Below are 12843 nucleotides of genomic sequence, written 5' to 3'. Positions count from 1 at the left end.
GTCACCAGACTCCATAAATTAAAATCCGTTGTGCCGGAGCGCCTTGCCCGGCCTGCACATCTAATTCTCGTTACTGCACGCTTATCCGTAACGCCGCGGCTGTGGCAAACGGGCTTAACGTGGCGCTGCCGACCAGCAACGCCCCCAGAATCGCCATGTACCCTTCAACCGGTAAGTGCATAGAAGCCGCATCCATCGCGGCGGTCGCAAAAATCAGTAAGGGTATGGTGAGCGGGAGTACCAGCACGCTTAACAGCACGCCGCCGCGCTTTAAGCCCACCGTCAACCCCACGCCCGGCGCGCCGAGAAAACCCAGCGTCGGCGTTCCGAGTAACAAGGTCAGCGCCATAATTTTCCAGCCGTACATATCCATGCCCAGCAACAGCGCCACCAGCGGCGATAGGATCAGCAGCGGCAGACCTGTCACGACCCAGTGCGCCATCACTTTCGCCAGCACCACGGCCGGTAGCGGTAACGGCAGCAGCATCAGTTGCTCAAGGCTGCCATCCTGTAAGTCATCACGAAATAGCCGTTCCAGCGCCAGCAATGACGCCAGTAGCGCCGCAACCCAGATGATGCCCGGCGCTATGCGCGCCAGCAGCTGTGGCTCCGGCCCAATACTCAGGGGGAACAGCGTAATAACAATCAGGAAGAACCATAAAGGATTAGCAATTTCCGCACTATGACGAAACGCAACTCGCAGTTCTAAACGAAAGATTCGCCACATCATTGCGTTGCCCTCTCACTGGTCAGCGCAATACGTCGCACTTTATCGGTTTCAACATTGAGCGGTTGGTGGGTGGTGAGAATAATAATACCGCCCTGCTCCGTATGCTGCGCCATACGCAGAGTCAGTCGCTCAACGCCGTTAACATCAATGGCGGTAAAGGGTTCATCGAGGATCCACAGTCGGGCGCGGGTCAGCCACAAACGGGCCAGCGCCACGCGCCGCTGTTGTCCGGCGGAAAGTTGGTTCACTGGGATATCTTCATATCCGGCAAGTCCCGCCTGCGCCAGCGCAGCCAGACACTGCGCGATGTCGCCGTCATGATGGAAGAAACGCAGGTTCTCCAACGCCGAAAGCCGGGTTTTTATCCCCGGCTGATGTCCGATCCACAGTAGTTGCTGATGGTAGCTGTCCCGCACGTGATGCAGAGGTTGCTCTTGCCAGCAAACCTCCCCTGCGTCGGGACGCGCCAGCCCGGTAAGCAACCGCAGCAGAGTGGTTTTCCCTGCGCCGTTGCTGCCGGTAATTTGTACCCATTCCCCTGCGTTGACGCGAAATGACAACTCGCTGAACAGTATTCTGTCATCCCGCTCGCAAAGTAATTCTCTGGCTTCAAGCATACCTGGTTATCTACATCCTGTTAAAAGCCCGGTTTGACTTCGCGCATATCAGGCAGTTTGTGCGCTATCCCTTTATGGCAGTCAATACAGGTTTGCCCGTCTTTCACGGCCTGGTCGTGCATTTTGGCCGCGACGCCTTTCTGGGCGGTTAAATCCATAAACTCGAAGTTGTGACAGTTTCGACACTCTTGCGAATTGTTATCTTTCATACGCCGCCACTCATTTTGCGCCATCGTTAAACGATGATCTTCAAATTTCTGCGGTGTATCTATTAACCCCAGTGCTTTCGCGTACAGCTCTTTACTGGCCTTGATCTTACGGATCATTTTCGGGCCCCACTCGTGTGGGACATGGCAATCAGGGCAAGTCGCTCGCACACCACTGCGGTTGTTGTAGTGTACGGTTTCCATGTATTCCTGGTACACCGTATTGCGCATTTCGTGACAGCTAATGCAGAACTCTTCTGTATTGGCCTTTTCCATACCGGTATTAAAGCCGCCCCAGAAAATAATGCCGCCCACAAAGCCGATTAACAACAGCGTGCCGAGCGCCAGACGGCTGGGGCGACGCCACCATTGCCAGACGCGCTTAATCCAGCCTGGTTTACGGTTAGAATTTTCCATAATGACCTCTTATTTCCCGTAACCTTTCGAGGGGGTGAAGGTATTTTCAACAATCGGCGCGGCGTCAGCCTGCGGAACGTGACATTGCAGACAGAAATAACGACGCGGCGCGACTTCAGCCAATACCTTGCCGTCGCTATCCATAAAGTGCGTCGGACTGATGCGCGGCGCACCGGTGGTACGATAGCTTTCCACACCGTGGCATTGCAGGCAGCGGTTGGTGTTAGTCGTCACCTGATATCCTTCAACGCTGTGCGGAACCATCGGCGGCTGATTCACATAGTTCAGCGGCATACGCACTTGCTCTTTCGGCATGCGAATCGCCCCTTCCTGTGTTCCTGAGACTTCCGGTGACTGGCTCAGATCCACTCCGTTTGCAGCCCAAACTGCCCCACTGACTAGCAAGGCCAGCGCGGCCATCCATTGACTCAGCGCTTTAATCAGGTCATGGCTTTTCATGATTTCGCTCCCGAACTCCATCGTGTTGTTATTGTAAAAACATCCTCAGAACAGACATCCACACAGCGACCGCAGGCCATGCAATCGCGACTGGTTACCTGCACCGGACTTTGCTCATCCAGCACCGGCGCACGTAGCACATGCGGTTCCGGGCAAACATGAAAACAATCCATACAGCGGTTACATCTGTTACGTTCTTTTGCCGAAACGGTTAATGCACCTTTGCTTCCCACCACGCTATACAGCGCACCCAGTGGGCAGAGATGCCCGCACCAGCCATGCTCAACGACCAGTAAATCAAATAAAAACAGCGCGAGGATCAGCAACGCTCCGCTACCGAATCCCATTACCAGGCTACGTCCCAGCAAAGAAACCGGGTTTATCCACTCCCACAGCAGCGTACCAGTCAGCGCTGAACCAACCAGAATGACTACCAGCAGGACGTACCGTATATGGCGCGGCAGGGTTGCGGACTGATTCAGGTCAAACCTTCTGCGCAGCCAGCTGGCTAAATCGGTGACCGGGTTCATGGGACAAACCCAACTGCAAAACAGTCGCTTACCGGCCAGGGCATACAGCACCGTAATGATGGCTGCCCCCGTTAACGCCACCGTCGCTGGCAGATGCCCGCTGGCCAGGCTTTGCAGAGTAATCAGCGGATCGGTGAACGGGATAGCGTCCAGCAACAGGCTGCTACTGTAGTTGCCATGCAGAATCCAAACACCAAGCCACGGGCCGCTAAGGAACATCGCCAGTATCAGAAACTGACTCAGACGACGCAGCAGCAGCCAACGATGACTCTTCCACCATCCTTTTTTTGCCTGCGCTTCACGCCCGGCATCACGTTTACGATTTGCCATTGTTCCCCTCCAGCCAACCGAAGCGGTAATGGTGTCCTAACTCCCCTTTCGCCAGCGACAACGGCAGCACTTTTATTGCTGGCTGCTCCAGTACGCAGACTTTTTCGCATTTCCCACAGCCGGTACAGGCATCGCTGTGCACGGTAGGAATAAACCGCGCATGCTTGCCGGTACGCATGTTACGGTCCAGCTCCAGGGTGATCGCCTCATCGATTTTCGGGCACTCGCGATAGCAAACGTCACAGCGTAATCCCTGATAGTTGAGGCAGTTTTCGTGATCCAGCAGTACCGCCAGCCCCATACGCGAATCGTCAATGGATTCAATTTCTCTGTCCAACGCGCCGCTGGGGCAGACTTTGGCGCATGGAATGTCCTCACACATTTCGCAGGGAATATCACGGGCGATGAAATATGGCGTACCAGCCGCCAGCCCGGAGGCCAGCGTCGCCAGCTTCAGCGTGTCATACGGACATGCCTGAACGCACTGACCGCAACGTACGCAAGCGCTGGCAAATGCCTCCTCGCTTAGTGCACCTGGCGGACGCAACCGCACGCCGGTTGCGCGTGCGGTTTGTTGTTGCAACCCCAGCGCCACGCCAACGACGGCCAACCCACCCGCTGCGCGAACCATATCGCGCAGAAAGCGGCGGCGGCCATTTTGGGGTTTTGCTGACCGAGACATAACGCGTTACACCTTCGCCAGTTTCACGGCGCACTTCTTGAAATCCGTCTCTTTGGAGAGCGGATCCGTCGCATCCAGCGTCAGGTTGTTCACCAGCTGTGCGGCGTCGAAGAACGGCATGTACACCAGCCCCTGCGGCGGACGGTTACGACCGCGTGTTTCAACAATCGAAATCACTTCGCCACGACGGGAAATCACTTTGACCTTATCGCCACGACGCAGATCGCGTGCTTTTGCATCCAGCGGGTGGATAAACAGCACGGCTTCCGGGAAAGCGCGGTGCAGTTCAGGCACACGACGCGTCATACTGCCGGTATGCCAGTGTTCCAGAACACGTCCGGTGGATAGCCACAGGTCATATTCTTTATCCGGCGCTTCAGCAGCAGGCTCAAACGGCAGCGCGAAGATAACCGCTTTACCGTCCGGTTTACCGTAGAACTTGTAGCTTTCACCTGCTTTCACGTAAGGGTCGTTGCCTTCGCTGTAGCGCCACTGGGTCTCTTTGCCTTCAACGACCGGCCAGCGTAAACCGCGGGCTTTGTGGTAATCGTCAAATGGCGCAAGGTCATGCCCGTGGCCGCGACCAAACCAGGCGTACTCTTCGAACAACCCTTTTTGCAGATAGAAACCCAGCTCGCGGGATTCATCATTCAGTTGATCTTCAGCCAGTTCAGTCACCGGGAATTTTGTCACTGCTGGCGTGGCAAACAGCACGTCATACAGCGTTTTGCCACGCAACTCCGGTTTTTGTGCCAGCAGTTCTTCGGGCCACACTTCTTCTGTTTTGAAGCGACGAGAGAACTGCACCAGTTGCCACAGATCCGACTTCGATTCGCCCGGTGCTTTAATCTGCTGACGCCAGAACTGTGTACGGCGTTCAGCGTTACCGTAGGCACCTTCTTTCTCTACCCACATCGCAGTCGGCAGGATCAGGTCAGCAGACAAGGCGCTGACCGTCGGGTACGGATCGGAGACAATGATGAAGTTGCGCGGATCGCGCCAGCCCGGCATACGCTCCTCATTGATGTTCGGACCAGCCTGCATGTTGTTGGTACACATCGCCCAGTAGACATTGAGCTTGCCATCTTTCAGCGCGCGGTCTTGCGCCACGGCGTGCAGACCGATTTTTGCCGGAATGGTCCCTGACGGAATATTCCAGTGCTTCTCGCAGATATCGCGGTGTTTTTCGTTTGTCACCACCATGTCCGCAGGCAGACGATGGGAGAATGTACCGACTTCACGCGCGGTGCCGCAGGCGGAAGGCTGGCCGGTCAGAGAGAACGGGCCGCAGCCTGGCTGGGAGATTTTGCCAGTCAGCAAGTGCAGGTTATAGACCAGGTTGTTGGCCCATACACCGCGGGTGTGCTGGTTAAAGCCCATCGTCCAGTAGGAGATGACTTTTTTCTTCGGATCGGCATACAGCTGCGCCAGTTGTTCCAGCTGATCTTTTGGTACGCCGGTCATTTCGACGGTTTTATCCAGCGTGTACTCAGCAACGAAGGCTTTGTAATCCTCAAAGCTCATCGGTTCAGAGGCATCGGATCCCGGGTTTTTCGCCGCTTTTTCCAGCGGATGGGTCGGACGCAGACCGTAGCCGATGTCCGTCACGCCTTTACGCAGGTTGACGTGCTTGCTAAAGAAATCCTGGTTAATCGCATTGTTTTGAATGATGTAGTTCGCGATGTAGTTGAGGATCACCAGATCGGTTTGCGGCGTGAAGACCATACCGTTATCCGCCAGCTCAAAGCTGCGGTGCTGGAAAGTGGAGAGAACTGCGACGTTGACGTTAGGATCGGACAGACGACGGTTGGTGATGCGCGACCACAGGATCGGGTGCATCTCTGCCATATTCGCGCCCCACAGAACGAAGGCGTCTGCATGTTCGATATCGTCATAGCAGCCCATCGGTTCATCCATACCGAAGGTACGCATGAAGCCGACTACCGCTGAGGCCATGCAGTGACGTGCGTTCGGGTCGATGTTATTGGAACGGAAACCCGCTTTAAACAATTTGGCAGCGGCATAACCTTCCCAAATCGTCCACTGGCCAGAGCCGAACATGCCGATAGATTCCGGGCCTTTCTCTTTCATCGACGTTTTGAATTTCTCTTCCATCACGTCAAAAGCCTGGTCCCAGCTAATCGGGGTGAACTCGCCTTCTTTGTGATATTTGCCGTCTTTCATGCGCAGCATCGGCTGCGTTAAACGGTCTTTCCCGTACATGATTTTCGGCAGGAAGTAACCTTTGATGCAGTTAAGCCCACGGTTAACCGGCGCATCCGGATCGCCCTGGCATGCCACAACACGCCCTTGCTGCGTTCCGACCAATACGCCGCAGCCCGTCCCGCAAAAACGGCACGGGGCTTTGTCCCATTTGATGGCTTCTTGCTGACCGACTACCGCGCGGGCAACGCCCGGCACGCTTAACCCGGCAGCCGCCGCAGCGGCCGCAACGGCGTTAGCTTTCATAAAGCTACGACGACTGAGTTTCATGGTGTTTCCTCACCTTGCTCATCCTGCTGGTGATAAACCAGCGACACCGCCAGCACGCCCGCAACGTTGCGCACTGACTCAATTGTTTTCATTAGCGTTTCACTTTGCTCAGCTTCCACCACCACAATCAACTGACCACTTTCCACATCGCTGAGGGCAACTTCGCAACCGGGAAAGGAACGCAACTGCGTGGCGATATCGTTGATATGCTGGCTTTTGGCCTGAACGACCAGGCTGCAGACCTGCCAGTTATTGTCCATGGTTGTACTCCGCGTTAATGGCTGATACCGGGCAGATAGCGACACAGGCGCCACATCCGTTACAGTCCTGATTGTCGAGCTGCGGCTGATAAATACCGGACAGCGTGGGGCGAAAGGTTATTGCCATGGGCTCACAGCTATCCTGACAGCGGTGACATTCAACGGACTGATGTGCGAGACAGTTTTCCCCAATCGTAAAGTTCAGATCCCATGCCCTGGTGTGGCGCGGAAGAAAAAGTGATTCGGGACAGGCTTCTGCGCAGGCATAGCAAAAGCTGCACTCGCCGTGTTTGAAATTTACGCTCGGGTAACCACCCTGGCCTCGCTGCAGGATGTCGGTTTCGCACGCCTGGATGCAGGCGTCACAACGGAGGCAATGGGCCAGAAAGTGAGAGTCTTCCTTGCTCCACGGCGGACGGATCCCTGAGCTGGCGTTTCGCCAACTGCCTGTCAACATGCCTCGACGGGATAAATCAACCATGACATTGTCCTTCCATAATGACGCCCTCCCTCGGCGGGTTGAACGACATAAAAAACTGCACTATTTATGAGTAGTTATTTTTAGCCGTAAGATATTTCAGGATGTGTTAGAGGTGCATACCCCAATTGGGGTAAATGCTGTTGCCGGATCAAAGGAGTGTTGAGTTGGCGGGAAAAAATGCGCTTTTGCTCACATTTCAACGAGTTATATAGTCTCGTATATAGCGATTCAATATTAAGAGAATAATCTTCTGTTTAAGATGATTCTTAGAATATATAGCTACATTGCACGTAAACCATTGCTAGATACACTTAAAATATAAGTAAATACAGATTAATTGATGATGCGAATATGTTAACCTGCCCCAGACTCGTTCAAAAGACAGAAGAAAGGAAACACTGTGAACAATAAGATGAAGACAATTGTCCCTGCCGTACTTTTCGCCGCCTTTGCCAGCACCTCTGCATGGGCTGCCAGTAACGAAGCCGGCGCTCAACCGCTGGAAAAAGTCGCCCCTTATCCTAAGGCGGAAAAGGGTATGAAGCGCCAGGTTATCCAGCTTACCCCTGAGAAAGATGAATCTACTCTGAAAGTAGAACTGCTGATCGGACAAACGCTGGAAGTTGACTGCAACCAACACCGCCTGGGTGGCGAACTGGACAGCAAAACGCTGGAAGGTTGGGGATATGACTACTACGTCTTCGACAAAGTCACATCTCCGGTTTCAACCATGATGGCCTGCCCGGACGGTAAGAAAGAGAAGAAATTCATTACTGCGTATCTGGGTGATGACGGCATGCTCCGTTACAACAGCAAGCTGCCGATTGTGGTCTACACCCCGGAAAACGTGGACGTTAAATACCGTATCTGGAAAGCAGAAGATAAAATTCAGGACGCAGTCGCGCGCTAAGTCAGGATGTGCCGGATGGCGGCGTTCCGCCTTATCCGGCCTACAGACGCATAAAACAGGCCGGATAAGCGCAGCGCCATCCGGCATTGTATTTACAGTGCGATATCCGCGACGGCTTTCTGTTCAGGCTGCGGTTGTGCCTGAGGTTTCAGCTGTGGTTTCGGTGCTTCATCAGCAACCTGCGGCTTGTCATATTTCAGACCCAGAACCTCACTGGTGTACTGCAACTCTTGTTCCGTAGCCTCAACGTTACCGTTCAGCTTAGTACCATAAGACGGAATGATGGTTTTCAGCTTCGCCTGCCACTCGGGGCTGGCCACTTTATCTTTAAACACTTTTTCCATCAGATGCAGCATGATCGGTGCCGCGGTTGATGCGCCCGGAGAAGCTCCCAGCAGCGCAGCAATCGTGCCTTCTTTATCGCTGACGACTTCAGTACCCAGACGCAACACGCCGCCCTTCTCCGCATCGCTTTTGATGATCTGTACACGCTGGCCCGCCTGCCATAAACGCCAGTCTTCTTTTTTCGCTTGCGGATAGTACTCTTGCAGCGCAGCAAAACGGTCGTCGTCGCTGAGCATCACCTGGCTCACCAGATATTTCACCAGATCGAAGTTATCCAGACCCACGTTGACCATCGGCATAAAGTTCGACGTGGTGGTCGAGCTGAGCAGATCCCACAATGAACCGTTTTTCAGGAACTTGGTGGAGAATGTCGCGAATGGCCCAAACAGCACAACGCGCTTGCCATCAAGGATACGCGTGTCGATGTGCGGTACGGACATCGGCGGCGCGCCAACGGAGGCCTGACCATACACTTTCGCCAGGTGGCGATTGACTACGTCCGGATTGTCCGCAACCAGGAACTGCCCGCCCACCGGGAATCCGGCATAGCCTTTCGCTTCCGGAATGTCGGTTTCCTGCAACAGCTTCAGCGCAGCGCCACCGGCACCGATAAAGACAAACTTCGCCTTGATATCATGTTCCGCTTCGTTATTTTTCAGATCGGCAACCGTGACCGTCCAGCTATTGTCGGCATTACGCTTAAAACCGCGCACTTCGGTGCTCAACTGCAGCGCAAAGTTGGGCTTTTTCTGCAATGAGGTAATCAACTGGCGCGTGATTTCGCCGTAGTTCACGTCAGTACCGATCTCGGTACGCGTTGCCGCAACTTTCTGCTGCGGATCGCGACCTTCCATAACCAAAGGCGCCCATTCTTTAATCTGCGCGTGATCTTCAGAGTAGCGCATACCGCGGAACAGGGTGCTTTGCTGGAGTGCCGTGTAACGGGCACGCAGGAAATTCACGTTCTCGTCACCCCAGACAAAACTCATGTGCGGAACGGTGGTGATAAATGAACGCGGGTCATGCATCACGCCATTATTGACCTGCCAGGCCCAAAACTGGCGGGAAATCTGGAAGGCTTCGTTAATTTCGACTGCCTTTTCAATGCTGATGCTACCGTCGGCCTTTTTAGGCGTGTAGTTCAGCTCCATCAGTGCGGAGTGTCCCGTTCCGGCGTTATTCCAGCCATTTGAGCTTTCCTGCGCTACACCATCCAGTCGCTCAACCATGGTCATTGACCATTGCGGCTCCAGCTCCTGTAAATAGGTTCCCAGCGTGGCGCTCATGATACCGCCGCCAATCAACAGTACATCCGTTTCCTGCTCTTCCGCCGCTTTCGCTTTTGCCGCCATCGAGACAACATTCAGCCCTACAGCCATGGTGAAGAGCATGGCAGTCACTTTTTTCATAATGTTAATGCCTTACTTTTAGTATCGCTTTTTTGCTTTTAATGCAGGTGAAAATCGAGCGGCATCAACGGTAACACTTAAGTAAAAATAATTAAATATTGTTTATAAATTATATTTAATTTTTAAAAATGTTATTAATACGTTGATGGTTTATACGGTTATTGACAATCATTTCTGGAAACCAGTCCGTCAGACGGGTACTATGCTGCGCTTTGCTATTCACCGCACGGATGCCTGTCGGTCTGCTGTATCAGGCCATTTTTGACCTGAGTGTAATTATGTCTGCAACTCAACATTCCTCTGTCGCAGTCGCGGAAAACGCGACCTGTGCCGTGCTGCGCCAACCCCGTCTGCTGGTTCGCGAAACACTGGCCGGTGTGGTAACCGCCCTGGCGCTGATCCCGGAAGTGATCTCGTTTTCCGTTATCGCAGGCGTTGATCCTAAAGTCAGTCTGATCGCCTCCGTCGTACTGTGCCTGGCGATGTCCTTTTTAGGTGGTCGTCCGGCAATGGTTACCGCCGCTGCAGGATCGGTTGCGCTGGTGATTGGTCCGATGGTGCATCAACACGGCGTGCAATACATCCTGCCTGCAGTGGTGCTGGCCGGGATGATTCAGATCCTGTTTGGTGTATTGGGAATGGCACGTCTGATGCGATTCATCCCTACGGCCGTGATGACCGGATTTGTCAACGCACTAGGTGTTTTGATTTTCTTTGCCCAGGTCCCTCATTTCTGGGGGAAAAGCCCGCTCATCTGGGGGCTGTTTGTCCTGACGCTGCTGATTGTGCTGTGGGTTCCGCGGTTTATTAAAGCTATCCCCGCACCGCTTATCGCCATCGTGCTGCTGACCGTGTTCACTGTCACCAGCGGGCAACTGTTACCGACCGTCGGTGACGAAGGTTCGATGAGCGGCGGCCTGCCGGGTTTCACCCAGTTGTTGGTTCCGCTCAACCTGCAAACGCTGGCGATTATCTGGCCCTGCGCGCTGAGTATCGCTTTTGTCGGTTTGATGGAGTCGCTGTTGACCGCCCGTCTGGTGGATGACCTGACGGTGACGCCGTCGAATAAGAATCGCGAGAGTGCCGGGCTGGGGATAGCCAATATTCTGGCCGGATTTTATGGCGGCATCGCCGGGTGCGCGATGATTGGTCAAACCATCGTTAACGTCGAGATGGGCAAAGGACGCAGCCGCGTCTCGACGGTTGCCGCCGGACTGGTATTACTACTGTTAGTCACTGGGTTAAGCGAAGTGATGGCAGAAATACCCATGTCGGTGCTGGCGGGAATTATGGTGATTGTGGCGGTAAAAACCTTCAGTTGGCACAGCATCCAGCCCGCCACGCTGAGGAAACTCCCCGTCACTGAAACGCTGGTGATGCTGGTGACCGTCGCTGCCACGGTATCCACCGGCAACCTGGCGATTGGCGTGGTTGCCGGGGTGATGGCAATGCTCATTCTGCCACGTATCGTCAGAAGCAAACGCGCGGCTACATCAGAAACAGCGTTGCCAGACCGAGAAAAATAAAGAAACCGCCGGTATCGGTAATAGCCGTAATCATGACGCTCGAGCCAACCGCCGGGTCGCGCCCGAGCTTCACCATCGTCATCGGAATGATGACCCCCATTAATGCTGCCATCAACAAATTAAGCATCATCGCCAGGGTCATTACTCCGCCGAGCGCCATGTCATCGTACAGCCACCAGGTAATACCGCCCATAATTCCGCCCCATACGAGGCCATTAATCACTGCAACGCCCATTTCGCGCAGGATCAAAAACGTCAGGTTCCCCGGCTGAATATTTTGTAGCGCCAGCGCGCGGACGATCATGGTGATGGTTTGATTCCCGGTATTGCCGCCAATTCCCGCCACAATTGGCATCAGCGAGGCCAGCGCCACCAGTTGCGAAATCGTATGTTCAAAACCGTCGATCACCCGCGAGGCGATAAAGGCGGTACAGAGGTTAACGGCCAGCCACGCCCAACGGGTTTTTACCGCTTTGGTAACGGGCGCAAACACATCCTCTCCGGCGCTTAAGCCCCCCATTCGACGCAAATCGGTATCAGTTTCTTCATAGACCACATCGACGATCTCATCGATAGTTAAGCGGCCCATCAGCTTGCCTGAAGGGTCAACGACTGCAGCACTGACCAGGTCGTCACGTTCGAAGGTACGTGCAGCGTTTTCAGCGATATCGTCCGGAGAAAAGGTGAGCGGGTCATCTTCCATCACCTCGCTGACTTTGCGTTGCACATCATTGAGCAGAATGCAGGTTAGCGTCAGTTCTCCAACCAGCACTTTATTGCGATCGGTCACGAAGAGTTTATCGGTGTTCTCCGGCATTTTGCCCAACCGTCGCAGGTAGCGTTGCACCACTTCCAGCGTCACGTCCGGACGCACGGTGATGACTTCGAACTCCATAATCGCGCCGACGCGATTCTTCTCGTAATGCATTACCTGGCGGACACGCGCCCGCTCTTCGGCTGGTAACGTCGCCAGCAACCGTCCAGTGAGGTTACGCGGGAGATGCTGCACCAGATAAATCTGTTCATCGATATCGAGATATTGCAGCGCATCCAGTATTTCGCGGTCGCTCATCTCATCGATCAGGTCGTCCCAGACGTTTTCAGACGCCTCAAGCAGGACGTTACCACGCTTTTCACTTTCGACCAGTCGCCACAGGGCGTGACGCTCTTCTGAAGGTAATGCTTCGAGGGTATCGGCTAAATCGGGAGGCGGCAGGTGGGCGACCAGCGCCCCTACCTCAGCAATATCGTCGGCTAACGTACCGACGTCATATTGCTCAGCCAGGGTAAGCTTGCCCAACAGTGTTGAAATAATGGCTTTATCAGTGGTCAGCAGCCAGATAAGGCGCGCACGCTCTTCATCACGCAGCCTGGCGCTGTTTTTGTTTATTACGGACATTAATCATAAATCCATGATATGAAATATCATTAATCATGATGCTGATTTA

The 12843-nt window shown here is 54.1% G+C and carries 13 protein-coding genes; 2 read left to right on the top strand and 11 right to left on the bottom strand.

Going from position 1 to position 12843, the window contains the following annotated elements; genetic code table 11:
* Window positions 1–70: 70 nt before the first annotated feature.
* Genes ccmB through napF form a run of 9 tightly spaced genes read right to left on the bottom strand, consistent with a single transcriptional unit; the run spans window position 71 to window position 7205 of the window.
* Window positions 71–730, bottom strand: coding sequence for a heme exporter protein CcmB (gene ccmB, locus OGX66_RS19605; RefSeq protein ID WP_003027542.1), 660 nt, complete (start codon window positions 728–730; stop codon window positions 71–73).
* On the bottom strand, window positions 727–1347 hold the full coding sequence (ccmA, locus tag OGX66_RS19600) for a cytochrome c biogenesis heme-transporting ATPase CcmA (RefSeq protein ID WP_270932506.1): 621 nt from the start codon (window positions 1345–1347) through the stop codon (window positions 727–729). The genes ccmB and ccmA overlap by 4 nt, the downstream gene beginning before the upstream one ends.
* 20 nt (window positions 1348–1367) lie before the next feature.
* The gene (napC, locus tag OGX66_RS19595) at window positions 1368–1970 is read right to left on the bottom strand and encodes a cytochrome c-type protein NapC (RefSeq protein WP_003027548.1); all 603 of its coding nucleotides are present in this window, start codon (window positions 1968–1970) and stop codon (window positions 1368–1370) included.
* Between the two features lie 9 nt (window positions 1971–1979).
* Complete coding sequence (gene napB / locus OGX66_RS19590) at window positions 1980–2429, bottom strand: nitrate reductase cytochrome c-type subunit (RefSeq protein ID WP_003839442.1); 450 nt, start codon at window positions 2427–2429, stop codon at window positions 1980–1982.
* Window positions 2426–3289, bottom strand: a complete 864-nt coding sequence (gene napH, locus OGX66_RS19585; RefSeq protein WP_003027552.1) for a quinol dehydrogenase ferredoxin subunit NapH — start codon at window positions 3287–3289, stop codon at window positions 2426–2428. Before napH ends, napB begins: the two co-directional genes overlap by 4 nt.
* Window positions 3276–3971 (bottom strand): ferredoxin-type protein NapG, encoded by a 696-nt coding sequence (napG, locus tag OGX66_RS19580; RefSeq protein WP_003027555.1) that lies wholly within the window; start codon window positions 3969–3971, stop codon window positions 3276–3278. The genes napH and napG overlap by 14 nt, the downstream gene beginning before the upstream one ends.
* A gap of 6 nt (window positions 3972–3977) precedes the next feature.
* Window positions 3978–6464: a nitrate reductase catalytic subunit NapA gene (napA, locus tag OGX66_RS19575; protein ID WP_270932507.1), complete on the bottom strand. Its 2487-nt coding sequence runs from the start codon at window positions 6462–6464 to the stop codon at window positions 3978–3980.
* Complete coding sequence (gene napD / locus OGX66_RS19570; protein WP_003027560.1) at window positions 6461–6724, bottom strand: chaperone NapD; 264 nt, start codon at window positions 6722–6724, stop codon at window positions 6461–6463. The genes napA and napD overlap by 4 nt, the downstream gene beginning before the upstream one ends.
* On the bottom strand, window positions 6714–7205 hold the full coding sequence (gene napF / locus OGX66_RS19565) for a ferredoxin-type protein NapF (protein ID WP_044701160.1): 492 nt from the start codon (window positions 7203–7205) through the stop codon (window positions 6714–6716). Before napF ends, napD begins: the two co-directional genes overlap by 11 nt.
* A gap of 412 nt (window positions 7206–7617) precedes the next feature.
* On the opposite strand from napF, the gene eco reads away from it, so the two are divergent.
* A complete protein-coding gene (gene eco, locus OGX66_RS19560; protein ID WP_003027568.1) occupies window positions 7618–8115 on the top strand; it encodes a serine protease inhibitor ecotin in 498 nt (165 codons plus the stop codon).
* 92 nt (window positions 8116–8207) lie between these two features.
* On the opposite strand, the gene mqo is transcribed toward eco, so the two are convergent.
* A complete protein-coding gene (gene mqo, locus OGX66_RS19555; protein WP_044711494.1) occupies window positions 8208–9869 on the bottom strand; it encodes a malate dehydrogenase (quinone) in 1662 nt (553 codons plus the stop codon).
* Window positions 9870–10147: 278 nt separating this feature from the next.
* Here mqo and OGX66_RS19550 point away from each other — a divergent pair, with 278 nt between their 5' ends.
* Window positions 10148–11395 (top strand): SulP family inorganic anion transporter, encoded by a 1248-nt coding sequence (locus OGX66_RS19550; protein WP_088903402.1) that lies wholly within the window; start codon window positions 10148–10150, stop codon window positions 11393–11395.
* Here OGX66_RS19550 and mgtE read toward each other — a convergent pair.
* Window positions 11358–12794, bottom strand: a complete 1437-nt coding sequence (mgtE, locus tag OGX66_RS19545; protein WP_003027576.1) for a magnesium transporter — start codon at window positions 12792–12794, stop codon at window positions 11358–11360. The two genes, OGX66_RS19550 and mgtE, sit on opposite strands and share 38 nt — an antisense overlap.
* Window positions 12795–12843 lie beyond the last annotated feature (49 nt).

Source organism: Citrobacter sp. Cf072 (assembly GCF_030334485.1).
Taxonomy (GTDB): Bacteria; Pseudomonadota; Gammaproteobacteria; order Enterobacterales; family Enterobacteriaceae; genus Citrobacter; species Citrobacter freundii.
The sequence above is the reverse complement of the archived record's forward strand: the minus strand, read 5'-3'. Positions and strand labels throughout refer to the sequence as shown.